Raw genomic sequence first — 15,230 nt, 5'->3', positions numbered from 1 at the left:
AAAAACTCTACATTGAGGGAAGTCCGTGTATCTCATCGCTAAAGCTGTTGAGATTCACAGCTTCCCCCAAACCCCACCTTCTCTTTTAAACGAAGGGATGATATCTTTTGGATCGAACACAGGATGATTGGTTCAGGAAATGATAACAGCGTAGAAAAATTTAAATATGGTATTGCGGTAGTTTGATATTGTCTCCTAAATATCTAGCTTTGGTCGTATTGGGTATTATTATCTTTTCGTCAATATTTGCCTTTGCAAATGTAGGTTATCCTACGGGCAATCCAATACACATGAAGATAAACAAAATGCCAAAGGAACAGATAATATTCATGAATCAAAGTATCAATAAGTATTCCGTTGGTCTGAACTCATCCTACTTCATACCTACTGGAAACGGAACTATATGGATTGAGGGTTACATCTTAAACGGTACTTCCGGGGCCAAGATTTCAGACACGCTCCTGACTGTAGCTGCTGGTCCATATTCCACGTATTACAGCGTTTCATCCAATGGATATTACCGGATAGGCGTACTGAAAACAGGAAGGGCCAACCTGGCATTTTTTGTATATGGATACAACACAGTCTATCATTACTTCAATTTTATAACATCGGGAACCGTATGGCTGAATCTTAGTTTCAGGCCATCTGAAAAATATTATGTACATGGATTCACGATCTTTAATGGCACACATATACCAGATGTATTCCTGTTCTTCACGCATGGAAAGAGCATCGAGGCTCAATCCAATTCCGTGGGAAGCTATGAAGCTAGCCTCTATAATGGTACATATATTGTGAGTGTTTCGAAACCAGGTTTTGCGGCTAACGTAACACCTGAGACGATCACAGTGAACGGAAAGAATCTTTTCCAGAACATAACGTTGTACTCGTCTGGAATCAGAGACATAGTTGTTTCTGGTTTTGTTAAGAACACTGAAGGCAATAACGTGGGTGGCGCCCAGGTTATATATGACGGTACCTACGTTTACGCCAATGCAACTGGATTTTACACTATAAACGTCAGTGCCGGCCCTGTCCTTTTACTTGCCACAGCGCCAGGATATGGATATGGAAATGCTACCCTGATGGTGACATCAAACGTCAGCAATGTCAACATAACATTGCCTGTGGCTGATCCCATACTTGGTGGTAAGCAGTCGTCCATAATATCGCACATGAACCAGTCAAGCATAATAGCAAATTCCAGCGGAATTTACGTATTAAGAGGCTTAGCATATTACAACGACAGCGGTCTTATCATTCCCATAACGAATCATTACATAAATTTCACAATATCAGTTCAGGGAACAGGTTTTTACATCATAAACAGAACAAACAATCTCGGCTATTATAATATAACGCTCCTGTCGGAAGGGTATTACAATTTCACCGCATACGCACCGGGATTCTATCCTGATAATTTTTCAGTGGCGATATTGAAGGCCATTACGGTTCATAATCTTGTCTTTGTTCCCCTTCCCGGATCCTCCGATAACGTTAGGTTCAACATTGGGAATTACACAAGCCCAATTCCCTATAACATTACAGTATACTCAGGCGGTGTTCCTGTGGCTAACCTTTCCTTCAATGGATCCGGTAATATTTCACTCATGCAGGGGAATTACACATTTAGTATCAGTTCGCCTGGATATATCACTGAAAAATTCAACGAAAGTATATCAAGCAATACGGTCATCACCAAAAATCTTACTCCTGCAGCATCTCTTGGAGTGGGAATATCGCAATCCACACCTCTTTCCGTACCTATATCATACAGTCCAAGCCTGAATGCATCGTCCATAAGCGGTGTGAAGATGCTATACCTGAACCTAACATTCGTTGACAATGGTAGAACAGTAGATAATTCGGAATTTGAAATGTTCATGATATTTGACACGAAGGAATACAGGTACCTTGGGAATACGAGCGCAGCTGGTACAGATAATCTGACTCTGTATTATTCGGGTTATTATCACATGAGGTTTTATTTCCTTGATTACAAGGGGAACCTGAGCGTAAACCTCACTGCAGATACGCATGAAAACGTAAATCTGATAAACAGAACGCTATACAGGCTTTCATTTGATCTATACAACTACTCGAGGTTCTTCAATCTGACCGGTCAGAGAATACCCGAAGCAAATATAATCATGAATGGGGGCAGTTTCGAAATAAAACCATCGCTTGCAGATAACGGCAGCAGACTGTATGTGAATTATACTCTGCCAAGATCCAATTACACTTTCACCTACAGCAACGCATCGTTCCTGCCGTTCCACAACTACACTCAGCTTTCTTCGAATATGAGCATTTCATCCGATCTGAAACCGTACCTGATCGTTGTGGAAAACGAGTCAGTAACCTCATGGTATTTCTCTATCCTCTCAGGATCAGGCGTCTCGCCCTCTGTGAACTACACTGGCAGAACGGTCAAGACTGAAGTTGCCTATCTGTTGACCGCCGGTACATATGAATTCAAAGCCTTCCTTAAAGTTTCAAATGTGAATCCTGTGAATTCCACAGCTGTGAAGCTGAATTCAACGTTTACAACGAGAACAGTTGTATTCAATGTTACGAACGTAGTTAAAAGTTTCAAATCTCAGCATGTATACGGGCTAATAGATAATTCTACTGTTATTAATCAATTTAACATAACCGGAAGCCAGAGCGCCTTCGTAACCGGATACATACACAATATAACATTTATAGGCTTCAACGTATCAATAAACAATACCACCATGTACATTGAAACGAACGGCATGCCTAACGTAACAGAGCCAATAAATTCGGATAATGTTACTATCGGAAATATTTACATAAATCCGTCATCCGAGATAGTCGTTATAATAAACTATCCTGCGGCTGATTTCACCAAGTATTACAGGCAATATTTAAATGGTACAATACAGGAATATCAAACCAGCATAGAGGTGATCTGATTGGCAGATGATGATAAGCAGGCAAAGATAGATTTCAATTCTGAACCTCAGAAGAAGCAGAAGAAATCACTTTTTAACTTTGGTCGTAAAAGGGTCAAGGAAGAGGTGAAGACCGTCATAAAGGTAAAGACTGTGGGTGATGTTCCGACCATAGTATCCGCCAGGAAGAACATAACAGAAGGAAAGGTAAAGGATGCGATAATATCGGCGTATTCTGAGGTAAAAAATGACTATATCAGATATTTTGGTGTTCAGGCGCTCGGGCAGAATGGCGAAAGATCCTTCATAGTCGAAACGCTGAAAGGTCTCGGAATAGATCTTCCTGAGGAAGCCATTGTTGACGGTAAATTCATAGTAGATCGCATTTCTGGCATCGATCTAACATCAACCGATCCTAAGGTCGCTTGTTTTGTCAAGCTTACCGAGTTTTATCTTCTCTATTACGAACGGGCTAAATATTCTGATTCTGCGATAGAGGATAGCGGGGATATCATCGATCGTCTGACCGGGATATATAACTATATGGATATAACCAAGCTGTATTTCAGAGGTGAGGACACGAATGTCAATACTTAGTACCATGTTTTCCAACATAATAGCCTACCCACTGGTCATATTCCGTTTTCTTATCCCTGCCGTGATGCTTTTCATAATGGTGTTCGTCGTGAGACATTATTCAAAACGTGGAGTTCCAGATGATTATCCAACAGACAGTCAGAAAAAGGAGCAATTCAACGTTCCAGATAATTATATAAATCAGGAATACCCCCATGTCAGAGACAATGACATTGATTATTACATGAATAAGGTCTCGAAGGATTTTGAATCGGTCAAGGATATAATCGAACAGTACAAATATTACATAAAACAATACAAAAAATACACTGAAATGTTAAACTCTCCCGGCAGGAGAAGGAGAAAGAGGGCAAGAGAGGAGAGGGAGCGTATATTTTCTGAGATATCGAGAATATATGATCAGCTTGCCAGAATGAAGTTTGATAAGCTAATACTTGGTGAGGATTATGGAAGCGGCGGAAGACCTTGAAAATCTGAGAAATACGGTCATAAGTATAGAGGAAAGTATAGGGAAACGCGTGATAGGATCCAGACGAATAGTACGTTTCATGTTCATAGCGCTACTGACAGGCAATCACATGCTCATGGAAGGGGTGCCGGGTCTGGCAAAGACCATGCTCGCCAACGAATTTGCAAGGCACACCAAGATGAAGTTCAGGAGGATCCAGTTCACACCGGATATGCTTCCATCAGACGTGACAGGCACAATAATGTTTAACATAGAATCAAGAAAAATGGAATTCAAGGAAGGCCCAATATTCGCCAATGTGGTTTTGGCTGATGAGATCAACAGGACGCCACCAAAGGTGCAGTCTGCTCTGCTGGAGGCGATGGAGGAGACACAGGTTACAATAGGTGGAGAGACGCACCCTCTACCGAAGCCATTTTTCGTGATAGCTACCCAGAACCCTATAGAGCAGGAAGGAACATTTCCACTTGCCGAGGCTCTTATGGACCGCTTTCTGTTCAGATACTATCTCGAATATCCAAGCAGAGAAGAGGAACTGAATATACTGAATTCCATAGGAAAATACGAAGATCCTTCGCTTGTGCTTATGCCGGACGAGATCCTGGAATTCAGATCTCAGGTGGACAACGTTTACATATCGGATGAGATAAAACAGTATCTGGTGGATCTGATGAGACGCACGCGCGAGAATGAACTTGTATACCTTGGCGCCAGCCCTAGAACCACTGCAAAGTACATGAAAGCAGCGAGGGCCAATGCGCTGATAAGCGGCAGGAGTTATGTGATACCTGAGGACATAACTTTCATGGCCTTTGAGATCCTCAATCACAGGCTTATACTGAAACCTGAAGCGATAATGGATGAGACAGATGATCCAAAGCTGATAGTCAAGCGAATAATTGATCGTGTGATCTCAGAGGTATCGGTTCCGAAATGATAAGAAAGTCTGGTTATCTAATTCTTAGTGCGTCCGTATACAACATCTTCGAATCCATACTCCTTGGTTATAAGTATTACATAATCTTTTCAATCATACTCTTCTTTGTCTTCGCCTCAGATATACTCATCTTCAATCTCACCACTGCAAGGCTTGTGAGAAACATAGAGGTCGATATATCTGCGGAGAACGAGAAGGCAAGAAAATTCTCACCAAAGGAATTCACCATAGCCTTTCTCAATAAGAACAATTCGCCCACGTCGTTTCATTACTATGTCTATTCGTCTGATACATTCAAGATGGCAGGAGATTTTGAGGGTTTCCTTTCCCTGAAGCCGTTCGAAAGGGTGGTCAGGAAGTTCATAGTTACGCCAAACACGATAGGACGTTACAGGCTGGGCCCAGTCTCTGTTTACACGGAGGATGGGATGCGTCTGTCTGTTGAAAGGGCTGAGGTTTCTAGAATGGTGGATCTGAAGGTGGCTCCTGCGCTCAGTGAAATAATGGCAGCCAGAAGCGAACGCATAAGCAATATGCTCTACTATACCGGCATACACTATAACAAGAAGGCAGGACAGGGATACGATTTTCTCACGCTGAGAGAATACGTGCCGGGAGATGAGATCAGGTACGTTGCCTGGTCCATGCTGGGTAAAATGAAGGGCGATGACATCTATGTTAAGCAGATGGAGGAGGAGCGCATAATGGATGTTCTCTTTCTGATTGACTATGGGAACGGCATGAACCAGGGTCATGATGGAAAGAGGATGTTCGACTCCATCATGGCTGATGTTATAAAGACATCATATAAGATAAGGAAGAATCAGGATGGTGTGGGTTATCTCATATGGTCATCGGAGGTAAATGTGTACATTCCGCCAGAGAGAACTGCAGCACCCATAGAAAACCTGCAGAAAGTAATATCAGATCTCAGACCATCAGGATCATTTTCTCTTGCGACATCTATTGATTTTCTCAGAAGAAAGATCAAGAAAACAACTATGATGTTCATAATAAGCTCATTCGAGTATGACGAGGATCCTGCTTCAGTTAGGGATTTGATCGGTTCATTCAAGGCCATGTTCTTCATAGTTAATCCTTATGAGTTCGTCATCACAGGTGATGAAAACAGGACGCTGAGAACAACTCTCTTTCACAAGCAGAACAGTATAATGCAGAAGAAGAGAGAGATAATGAGACGCTTTGGGTTCAGAACAGAGGTTGTTGGAACAAAGGATGCATATCGCAAGCTGGTTTCCTCATACCTCTATGCAAAGATGACAAATATGGGTGAGTGAATGGATACAGCATCAAGGGAAACGATAATAGGAAATCTCGTCAATTTTGGCGTGATGATGCCTGCCATAATCATGGCTATCTATATACTCCCACGCACATTTTCCTATGCGAATCCGTTTATCCTCTTTCTGTTTGCATTTTTACCCATCTTAAGGCGGTTTCTTGGCAAGAGTATTCGCGGTTTTGTATATCCCGCTGCCATTTTGATAGCTGCGGTATCTATACTGATATGGGCCGCATCGGTATCAGGTGCAATATCGAAGAGATACCTTGTAATTGGTACGCCGGTCAATGAGCCCTTCATGGTTTCCATCACGCTCGTCATAGGCATAGTGACGCTCCTTGAGGGCATCTTTGCTGGGAAGCTTTATTCAGTGATAACGCTGATGGCATTTTCATCCCTTACATTTCTGGATCTTATGGCGGCCTTCATAGTTTTCAGGGAAACGGGCTATCCGTTTTTCACGTCGTATATGTACGTTGAGCTCATGGAATACGAAGCAATGTACACGCTCGTTGTTTACGGTTATGAATTCAGTCTCCCCCTTGCTACCTTCACCATACCTATAAACTCCTATCTTATCGGAGGTTTTGTGGTATCCATGGTATCTATAATTGTCGCGGCGTACAGAAACGGAAACAGATCGATGGACAGATCGAGGTCGTTCGCGTATTCCGTACTCTACGGTTCCATACTCGGTGGCGCATCATTCTATTTCATAACGGCCATGTCTCGTTTTTCGCTTCAGTTTCTGGCTATATCCATAGTCATAGTGGTCATGATCTATGCCATTATACGCACCGATCCAGGGAGGAAAAGTAATGGCGCATGACGGTCTGGTTCAGACTGTAAAATATACCTGCAGCCCTATGGAAACAAAAATTTATATTTTTCAGCATTATCTGTTTTTGCGGTTGATCGATCGTTGAGAAAACTGCATTGAGGACGTGTTGCATGTTCGATGAACATGATTCACTTCCATCAGTAAGGTAATGGACTAATCGAAGAAGCTGTATGAATGGTGTTGTGATATGATCAGATTGAATCTTTCCGTGAGGAATCTTAAGGAAATAACGGATTTACTGAGTACGATAGTATCCGAGGCAAAGTTCAAGGTTGACGACAGCGGTATGAGCGTTACCGCAGTCGATCCAGCCCATGTGGCGATGATAAGACTTGAAGTTCCAAAGGAGGCATTTGTGGAGTTTCATATCGATGGGCAGGAGGAGATCGCTCTTGATATAGACAGACTGAAATCGGTGATAAGGCTGGCAAACTCCTCCGAGAACGTGGGCATAACCAAGGATGGTGAGAAGCTTAAATTTGAGCTAGGAACCATAAATAAGAGCATATCACTGCTCGATCCATCCACCATAGTTACTCCGAAGATACCAAACATAACATCAGAGTACTATGCTGTTGTCAAAAAGTCAGATTTTGAGAGAGGGCTGAGAGCCGCTGAGGATATATCAGACTCCATCAGGTTCACGCTATCTCCGGACGGCTTCAAGGCATATTCACATTCTGAGTCGGAAGAATCAGAGATGATACTGCCCAAGGATATGATAACGGACATGTCATGCAATACCACGATAAAAAGCTCATATCCTCTGGAATATCTGCTCAAGTTCATAAAGGCAATATCCTCCACCGATTCGCTGAAGTTGAGCTTCAGAGATGATTATCCGCTGTCTGTAGAATTCAGTCTTGATCAGAATCCTGATGCAAAGATAAAGGGGCTTTTCCTGCTCGCCCCCAGAATGGAACAGTGATTTACCAACATATTTATGCGAAAGTTACTGATTTCTGGGCCGTAAACTCAGGTCTGTGAGCTACTCCTCAGCTGAAGCTTCGGATCGCACCGATCCCACTCAAGTATCGTTCACTTAGCCATCGTGGATGATGCAAATGAATGTGGGAAGACAATCTATAAATATTTCCATTGGGAGAAATCCGTGCATCTCTTTACGAAGAAGGAGAATTACTGCTTCCCACAAACCACTAACTTTTATTTAAAGATGTAATACAAGGATCCCAGCATATGAAAAATTCAATGATAATTTTGTAAGATTTATGGGAATAAGACTTGCACTGTATTAGTATACGCCTCAATATATCGGTTCTTTGTTTTATAAAAACATACCTGTGTGAACGTATGTCTCTTCGCTTATGGGAAGATCTGAGGACTCGGATGAGAGGTAAATAACGGATATACCTACAAAGAAGCTCTAGGCTTTAGCTAGGGGAACATTTCAGATCATCTATAGAGCTGGCCGCCCTGCTCGTTTCCTTTCTTCGGTTTCACTATGAGCTCCTTCGGCACCTTTACAAGCCGTATTATATTGGTGGCCTGTATCATATAATTTGGTATTCCTGTGTTGGGATCATTTCCATTTCTGAGAATTGAAACTATTTCCATCTTTATCTGCAGGACGGATCCATCCTTCAATTTTACTGTGATCCATTTTGGTTCCTCTTCCGTTTCAAATTCAACAAGCTCACCATCTGTTGGAAAATTGCCACCGGGAAATGCCATATGACCTCATATGGTTATGAGATATTAATGTTCCTGAGTTTTTGATATGACAGCAATGGTTATAACGTCAGCATCAGGTCGATCCCGGAAAGATTATTATGTGATATATGTATCGCAGAAACGCGAGGGTAACTAAGCCAGGCCAACAGTGCAGGACTTAAGATCCTGTCCCGAAGGGGTTCGCGGGTTCAAATCCCGCCCCTCGCATGGAGATGTCTGATAAAACGATATTCTATCTTGGTCCGCGGGGTAGCTTTTCACATGAGGTTGCTGAAGCTCTGGGGAAAGAGGTAAAACCAGAGAGATCGATAAGCGCCATCTACCAGAAGGTAGTGGAAACTGATCAGTATGGTGTTGTCCCGATAGAAAACAGCATAGAAGGGCCGGTGAACGAAACACTGGATGGACTTTTCAGACATGACAGTGTCTACATCACCAGATCCATAGATTTTCCTATAGAGATATTTCTTGCATCAAAGGTAGAGATAAATGACATCGAAAGAGTGTATTCCCATCCGCACGCAATTGCAGAAGCAAGAGAATTCCTAGAGAAGTTGGGTAATATCGAGGTAATTAGAACGGTTAGCACGTCAGAAGCTGCAGATCTTGCAAGCAGGGATGAGAAGAGTGCCGCACTATGTTCAAAAAGGGCCGCTGTGGAATACGAACTGAAGCACATGGTAAAGATCGATCAAGATACACCAAACATAACTAGATTTATTGTGATATCCAAGGAAAGAAAGACTGATGGGAGCAGGCATTCAATCATGTCGATCATACCGGACGAACCTGGTTCCCTTTATAATCTAATCGGAGTCTTTTCAGATAGACACATAAATATGAATATGATATATTCCAGGCCTCTTAGAAACAACATCTGGAAATATTATTTCTATATTGAATTTTCCGGGAAGTTTGATGTTAGTCTCATGGAATCCCTCAAGGATCGTTCAATAAAGCTATTTTACAAGGGATCGTTTGATCCAATGCAGTATAAATCTCAATGATCGGGGGGTTAGGATGACATCACATGTTCAATCATGCCGCATTTCCGGATTCGTACAAAGGTTACAGAATATGCTTCCCTTGTATAATCCGATTTATGTAACAAAAGATAAGATAGATTGATATTCTCTTGCGCGATGCGGAAAAGTATCCAAGGGCAGTCACCATGGTTGAAAAGGGGAATAATAGAATATTTGGCCTATATCTTGCGTTGCTGTTTTTCATAGGTTTTGGCTGGTTCATGATTGCACCGATAATTCCGGATCTCACAAGGATCCTACATACATCACCATCTGATCTGCTTGTCATAATCTCTGCATATGGATACACCATGGTCGTATTCGGATTGCTCGCAGGTTATCTATCATTCAAAGGGAAGGTTGGGAACTCTGTACTGGCGTCAGCGGTGTTGACAGTCATAGGTCTGGGTCTGAGACCGGTATTACAAGGTTATATTCCGTTTCTCCTCCTCTCGATATTGGCAGCAATAGGATACCCGCTGGCAATGGCACCCGTGGGGAGCATAGCCGAGGTATTTGGAGGTTCTAGAAGCCATAGTCTGATAGGCTTCAGTGTTGGATCTCTGTTTCTTGGCATGGCCATCGGCGCCCTGTTGACGCCATATATGATCATTGTTCTGCCTCTTGATGCCGTTCTTGAAATTCCAGCCATCGCGGCCTTCATCATAGCGATCATGTTCCTGATATTCAAAGGTAAATTTCCAAGTTATTACTCTCCACGCAAATTCAAAGGTTTGTTCAAGATCGGTATGTTGAAGAACTGGTATGTTGGCCTAACGATATCAGCAATGTCGGTCATGTTTGGAAGCATAGCATCATCCGTGCTTATACTCCATGGATTCAAGGTGTCAACAGCCTTAGAGGCTGGTGGTCTCTTTGGTGGCCTTGCCTTCCTCGGATCTGCTGTCGGTGCAATGGTGCTGCCGCCTCTCTTCGGTAGGAATCAGAACCTAAAATACGGTCTTGTTTCCACGGGATCGATGGCTTTTGTGTTTGGATTCTCCATGATGATCTCTCTTGAGTTTTCAAGATCTCTTTACCTGATCGGGATCCTCTTTTTCCTCTTTGGCTTCTTCGGAAACGCCTACTGGTCCATGGCAATGACCTCAGTCACATACTATTCTCCTAAACCTGAGGACGCAGGATTCTCAACAGCGATGTTCAGCGTAGCCACAAACATTGGTGTAGCCGTGATTCCCGTGTTTCTTGGATCTCTCTTTGTGTCACCAGGGCACATTTTTCTTGGAATGATAGTTGTATCGCTGCTACTGCTGTTTTCCGGACTGGTATCATACTTTCTTCTCTATTCACCCAAGCGATCATAGCAAAATGATGGATTTATGCTATCTAAGTGAGAATCCCTGATCCACGGTAATAACAGATCCCGTTATCCCCATGGACGTTTCCTCAGCAAGGAAGGTCACAACATTTGCCACGAGATCCGGATCTATGGATTGCTTCCCAGGATTGAAAAGAATGGATCTCTCGGTATGCCGTTTTTCCTCCATGGAAGTCGTCATCACGGCATTCACGCGTATTCCTCTCTTGAGAAGCATCTTGGCGGAGGAAGCAACCATTCTGTTAAGTGCGGCCTTGCTTCCTGAATATGATAATGAATGATCTGATACGATGAGGCTGGAGTAGATGCTGCTGATGAATATTGCTGATGAAGGATTGCGCATTATATTCAGGATCGCGGAGAATGTCTCAAACGGTAGGAAGACGTTGTTTTCAAACATCTCCCTCAGGCTCCTTGGATTCTCTATATCATCTGCATCATAGCCTCCCAGGCCGAAGATTACTGCGTCGAGTCCGCTATCTCCATATCGATCCATTATTGACTTCAGAGTTGATGCGCTGGATACATCGCCAGTCAGGTAATGGATTTCACCTTCAGACTCAAGTTCATGCTTCATTGAGGAGAGTTTGTCTTCGTTCCTTGAGTTGATCGTTACCTTGAAGCCAGCATGAAGTAGTTTTCTTGCCGTGAAAAATCCGAATGTCTCGCTGGCACCAATCAAAAGGGCATTTTTTTCTTCCATAATGAACAATAATCTAGGTCGAATATAGCAATTATGTAGCAATCGGGTACCAAAACAGATCCCTATAGAAACCTACTAAACACCAATATCAATGTGGCAGGCCATGGAATGATTTGCCTATTCTTATTAACCGCTAAATCGTCCTCATATCCATAAACAAACGCGTCTAAGATTCAGGATATAACCATCCAAAGCGAATCCAACAAAGAATAGATTTCCAACGTTTGAAGTTGTGGGTATAAAGGATCAATAAGTCAATGTCACTCTGCGATACTGTTATATATTAAGCAGAAATCCGTATCAGTAGTGATCAAAAATGGCAGAGGAGAACATAATCTTTGTAGGAAAAAAGCCGACAATGAACTACGTACTTGCAGTGGTCACCCAGTTCAACAATAACGCCAATAAAATAATAATAAAAGCACGTGGAAAGACTATCAGCAAGGCAGTAGATGTTGCAGAGATTACAAGGCACAAATTCATACCAGACGCAAAATACGAGGAGATTAAACTGGATACAGAAACCCTTCAGGGAGAGAGGGGAAGTTCTAACGTTTCGTCCATAGAGATTACACTGTCACGCTGAATTGCGTGGCAGATATTGTTTTATTTAAAATATTGAATAGGTTTGTTTCATATTGAATCAACGTTTCTCCAGACCAAATAGATTTGGCAAATATTATATTCAATCTAAGACTGACTTCTATATGCTAATGGAAGTCAGATACGATAATAGTATGATATCGGTATCGGAGATAGGTTCTCATCTGGACTCACTAATGCTTGATGGTACGGACATATTGATGCGATCCTACGATGATATTCCGACACATTTTGGATCTGCATTCCTGTTCCCATATGCTAACAGGATAAGAAATGCAAAATATGTCATAGATGGGATAGAGTACAATCTGCCAAAGAATGAGGGCAACAATAGCATACACGGACTTTTACTTAACAGATCCTTTGCGATCGCTCATATGGACGATAATTCCGTTGAGATGGAAACCGATATCCAGGGAGGATCGGAATACCCATCACACGTCAACGTCAAAATAAGACACACGATCACTGGTAAATCATATAAATGTGAGGTTAATGTCATAAATGATGGAAACACGAGATGCCCGGTTGCAGCTGGTTTTCATCCATACTTTCTCTATGAAAACAGATGGGAGATAGAGGACCCTAAGACCGTATGGAAAATGGAGTATGAAGGATACTTTCCCACAGGTAAAATGCAAAAGATGATTCTTGAAGCTGACAGTTATAAGAATACATTTGATAACCAATTTTTTGCAGATTCAGATATACTCCTGAATACGGGAAAGCGTAGAATCAGGATATCAAAGCACAATATGCCTTTCTTTGTGATATATAACGGAAAATATGCAGCTGGGAGATCAGTTGCAATAGAACCGATGATGTCCGCCGTTGATGCATTCAACAATGGTATAGGCCTCAGGCTTGTTAATCCAGGAGATTCCATAAGCTTTGGATATTCCATAACCTTGGTTTGAATTTAAGGACATAACACAAGCTGTGGTAGGTGTTCATATGAAGGAGGCTGTGGACGAACTCAGAAGAATAATCAATGATAAGACATCTGGATCGGTTGATCTATCCATCAAGGTTTTCTCTTTCATTAGAAGAAATCCAGACGTCAAATATGCTGAAGCGATAAGCGATGCCTTCATCGGTATGGCATTGGTCAGAAACGCAGCAAAGTTGGCTTTGAATGATGCATCAATGTCACCGGAAGACTTCAGGGATACCATTCTCAGTCAGGAGCATTTATCAATAGCGAATGCGGTTAAATTCATCGATACCGAGGTAATAACAACAATGAGCAATAGCCACAACGTGCTGGAATTTATCAGGTCATCTGATAATGTGAAGAAGGTATATGTGCTTGAAAGCAGGCCCATGCTCGAGGGACGCATCATGGCGGCAAAGATCGCCAACTTGGGCAAGGATGTATACATTACGACAGATGCGGAAATGTGCCTTGCAGTTGCAATGAGCGATGCGGTTGTTGTTGGTTCAGATTCCGTCCTCTCTGATCTCACGTTGATTCATAAGGTGGGAACACTACCACTGGCGCTCTGCGCGGCGCATAAGGATAAGCCTTTTTACTCACTTACAATGTCATTGAAGTTTGAATACGATTACGGGATGAACAATTATCCTGCCTTTAAGTCCCATGATTGCTCAGATCTCGGGATAGATGGAAAATGTCTCAACGTTTATTTTGAAAAAACACCCGAAAATTACATATCGGCGTTTTTCAGCAACAGTGGATCGATCAGGGGCGGTCGCAGCAACAGATAAAGGATCAATGGGTCTTCATAGGTTCGACTACGGCCATAGTCTTCTTAAGTATTGAGCTTCTGATAGAATCGGCGTCTTCCCCAGGAAAGTCACCTCTGATCAGCATGATATAGGTATTTATTGTGCTCTCGTCTATGAATATCCCCAGATTCTTCACATCGTATTCAGCAGCTATTTGGTCCTTGATCTTTCCAGCAATTTCTTCGAATGGTATTGTTTTGGGAACTTCATATCTGGCCTGAACAGTTACCATTCCCTTTCTGATTGTTATGGCTGCCTGAACAACAACTCCGTTTGGTATTCGCACCATATCACCAGATTCAAGAAGGAGCGTGGTATAGTTCATTGAAATATCCATTATCACGCCTCTGTACATCGAGGCCTCCATAAAGTCTCTGGAGAAGTATTTCGGTGGATAGGAGGGCAGCAATGCACCATACTGCCATGTATTAATTATCACATGATCACCAACATTGAACGGTCTGACCACTGAGACGAACAGACCTCCGAATACGTTGGAAAGAACAGTCTGAGCTGCAAGCCCGATGACAGCGCTGATGAAAGCAGAACCAAGTATCACCGAGGAGACATTTATCCCCAGAGAGGCAAGAACAGCCAGCGCTATTATGAAATAACCGATGAGACTTATGATGAACGTTACATATTTAAGATGCCTGTACTCCTTATGTGCTGTGAAGAAACGTTCGAAGTATTTCACTATCACCTTTACTATTGCGTAGATTATCACGCCGATAACAATGGCGTAAAGAACGTGGGAAAATTTAAGCGGAACTATATGGAATAAGCTGACCGTATAGAGCAGTGCGAGCAACGCAACCATGACTGTTGCGAGTATCACTATGTACAGAACTATCGATCTTACCTTTCCCCTATCCACGTCTTTACACCCCTTTTTTCATTCACCCATAAGCCTTTTGAACAATTGATCATCACTTTCAGTTGAATTGTCTGCATTGTGAGCTACACCTAAGCTAAAGCATCGGAGCTTCCTTACAGCGAAGAGACATCTGCCTTTCCGGACATCCGTACAAGCCTGAAGCAGCGATCTCCA

General features: G+C 42.5%; 15 protein-coding genes and 1 tRNA gene. 13 read left to right on the top strand and 3 right to left on the bottom strand.

What is annotated here, in order from left to right; translation table 11 throughout:
* Positions 1-188 precede the first annotated feature (188 nt).
* The 7 genes from Q0C15_RS00080 to Q0C15_RS00050 all read left to right on the top strand — a co-directional run bounded on the left by Q0C15_RS00080 (position 189) and on the right by Q0C15_RS00050 (position 7,996).
* Positions 189-2,942 carry a carboxypeptidase-like regulatory domain-containing protein gene (locus Q0C15_RS00080; protein WP_297214760.1) on the top strand — a complete coding sequence of 918 codons (2,754 nt, stop codon included), beginning with the start codon at positions 189-191 and terminating at the stop codon, positions 2,940-2,942.
* A complete protein-coding gene (locus Q0C15_RS00075; protein ID WP_297214758.1) occupies positions 2,943-3,518 on the top strand; it encodes a hypothetical protein in 576 nt (191 codons plus the stop codon). It begins immediately after the preceding gene.
* Positions 3,505-3,987, top strand: coding sequence for a hypothetical protein (locus Q0C15_RS00070; protein ID WP_297214756.1), 483 nt, complete (start codon positions 3,505-3,507; stop codon positions 3,985-3,987). The genes Q0C15_RS00075 and Q0C15_RS00070 overlap by 14 nt, the downstream gene beginning before the upstream one ends.
* Entirely contained in the window at positions 3,965-4,924 is a 960-nt protein-coding gene (locus Q0C15_RS00065; protein ID WP_110641673.1) for a MoxR family ATPase, read from the top strand. Before Q0C15_RS00070 ends, Q0C15_RS00065 begins: the two co-directional genes overlap by 23 nt.
* Entirely contained in the window at positions 4,921-6,222 is a 1,302-nt protein-coding gene (locus Q0C15_RS00060; RefSeq protein ID WP_297214753.1) for a DUF58 domain-containing protein, read from the top strand. Before Q0C15_RS00065 ends, Q0C15_RS00060 begins: the two co-directional genes overlap by 4 nt.
* Positions 6,223-7,056, top strand: a complete 834-nt coding sequence (locus Q0C15_RS00055) for a hypothetical protein (RefSeq protein WP_297214750.1) — start codon at positions 6,223-6,225, stop codon at positions 7,054-7,056.
* 199 nt (positions 7,057-7,255) lie between these two features.
* Positions 7,256-7,996, top strand: coding sequence for a DNA polymerase sliding clamp (locus tag Q0C15_RS00050; RefSeq protein ID WP_297214749.1), 741 nt, complete (start codon positions 7,256-7,258; stop codon positions 7,994-7,996).
* A 485-nt stretch (positions 7,997-8,481) separates the two neighbouring features.
* Here the strand turns inward: Q0C15_RS00050 and Q0C15_RS00045 are convergent, their stop codons facing one another.
* Entirely contained in the window at positions 8,482-8,760 is a 279-nt protein-coding gene (locus Q0C15_RS00045; protein WP_010901325.1) for a hypothetical protein, read from the bottom strand.
* Between the two features lie 122 nt (positions 8,761-8,882).
* On the opposite strand from Q0C15_RS00045, the gene Q0C15_RS00040 reads away from it, so the two are divergent.
* The 3 genes from Q0C15_RS00040 (at position 8,883) to Q0C15_RS00030 (ending at position 11,110) form a co-directional block, all read left to right on the top strand.
* Positions 8,883-8,967, top strand: a tRNA-Leu gene (locus Q0C15_RS00040).
* 5 nt (positions 8,968-8,972) lie between these two features.
* Entirely contained in the window at positions 8,973-9,767 is a 795-nt protein-coding gene (locus Q0C15_RS00035; RefSeq protein WP_297214747.1) for a prephenate dehydratase domain-containing protein, read from the top strand.
* Between the two features lie 128 nt (positions 9,768-9,895).
* Positions 9,896-11,110: an MFS transporter gene (locus tag Q0C15_RS00030; protein WP_297214745.1), complete on the top strand. Its 1,215-nt coding sequence runs from the start codon at positions 9,896-9,898 to the stop codon at positions 11,108-11,110.
* Between the two features lie 18 nt (positions 11,111-11,128).
* On the opposite strand, the gene Q0C15_RS00025 is transcribed toward Q0C15_RS00030, so the two are convergent.
* Positions 11,129-11,827: an SDR family oxidoreductase gene (locus Q0C15_RS00025; protein WP_297214744.1), complete on the bottom strand. Its 699-nt coding sequence runs from the start codon at positions 11,825-11,827 to the stop codon at positions 11,129-11,131.
* A gap of 316 nt (positions 11,828-12,143) precedes the next feature.
* Between Q0C15_RS00025 and albA the strand changes: the two genes are divergently transcribed.
* The 3 genes from albA (at position 12,144) to Q0C15_RS00010 (ending at position 14,158) form a co-directional block, all read left to right on the top strand.
* On the top strand, positions 12,144-12,413 hold the full coding sequence (gene albA / locus Q0C15_RS00020; RefSeq protein WP_010901321.1) for a DNA-binding protein Alba: 270 nt from the start codon (positions 12,144-12,146) through the stop codon (positions 12,411-12,413).
* Between the two features lie 121 nt (positions 12,414-12,534).
* Complete coding sequence (locus tag Q0C15_RS00015) at positions 12,535-13,347, top strand: aldose 1-epimerase (protein ID WP_297214742.1); 813 nt, start codon at positions 12,535-12,537, stop codon at positions 13,345-13,347.
* A 37-nt stretch (positions 13,348-13,384) separates the two neighbouring features.
* A complete protein-coding gene (locus Q0C15_RS00010; protein ID WP_297214740.1) occupies positions 13,385-14,158 on the top strand; it encodes a hypothetical protein in 774 nt (257 codons plus the stop codon).
* 4 nt (positions 14,159-14,162) lie between these two features.
* Here Q0C15_RS00010 and Q0C15_RS00005 read toward each other — a convergent pair whose 3' ends face one another.
* Entirely contained in the window at positions 14,163-15,056 is an 894-nt protein-coding gene (locus Q0C15_RS00005; RefSeq protein WP_297214738.1) for a mechanosensitive ion channel family protein, read from the bottom strand.
* Positions 15,057-15,230 lie beyond the last annotated feature (174 nt).

The sequence above is a fragment of the Thermoplasma sp. genome (assembly GCF_023256435.1).
In the GTDB taxonomy this organism is placed as follows: domain Archaea; phylum Thermoplasmatota; class Thermoplasmata; order Thermoplasmatales; family Thermoplasmataceae; genus Thermoplasma.
Note: the sequence above shows the minus strand (reverse complement) of the source record. Positions and strands in the feature narration are given on the sequence as shown.

Bases quoted from the DNA above. Each gene is read 5' to 3' on its own strand.
- Q0C15_RS00035 (WP_297214747.1), top strand. From the start codon at position 8,973: ATGTCTGATAAAACGATATTCTATCTTGGTCCGCGGGGTAGCTTTTCA.
- Q0C15_RS00025 (WP_297214744.1), bottom strand. From the start codon at position 11,827: ATGGAAGAAAAAAATGCCCTTTTGATTGGTGCCAGCGAGACATTCGGA.
- Q0C15_RS00060 (WP_297214753.1), top strand. From the start codon at position 4,921: ATGATAAGAAAGTCTGGTTATCTAATTCTTAGTGCGTCCGTATACAAC.
- Q0C15_RS00045 (WP_010901325.1), bottom strand. From the start codon at position 8,760: ATGGCATTTCCCGGTGGCAATTTTCCAACAGATGGTGAGCTTGTTGAA.
- albA (WP_010901321.1), top strand. From the start codon at position 12,144: ATGGCAGAGGAGAACATAATCTTTGTAGGAAAAAAGCCGACAATGAAC.
- Q0C15_RS00010 (WP_297214740.1), top strand. From the start codon at position 13,385: ATGAAGGAGGCTGTGGACGAACTCAGAAGAATAATCAATGATAAGACA.
- Q0C15_RS00070 (WP_297214756.1), top strand. From the start codon at position 3,505: ATGTCAATACTTAGTACCATGTTTTCCAACATAATAGCCTACCCACTG.
- Q0C15_RS00015 (WP_297214742.1), top strand. From the start codon at position 12,535: ATGCTAATGGAAGTCAGATACGATAATAGTATGATATCGGTATCGGAG.
- Q0C15_RS00065 (WP_110641673.1), top strand. From the start codon at position 3,965: ATGGAAGCGGCGGAAGACCTTGAAAATCTGAGAAATACGGTCATAAGT.
- Q0C15_RS00055 (WP_297214750.1), top strand. From the start codon at position 6,223: ATGGATACAGCATCAAGGGAAACGATAATAGGAAATCTCGTCAATTTT.
- Q0C15_RS00050 (WP_297214749.1), top strand. From the start codon at position 7,256: ATGATCAGATTGAATCTTTCCGTGAGGAATCTTAAGGAAATAACGGAT.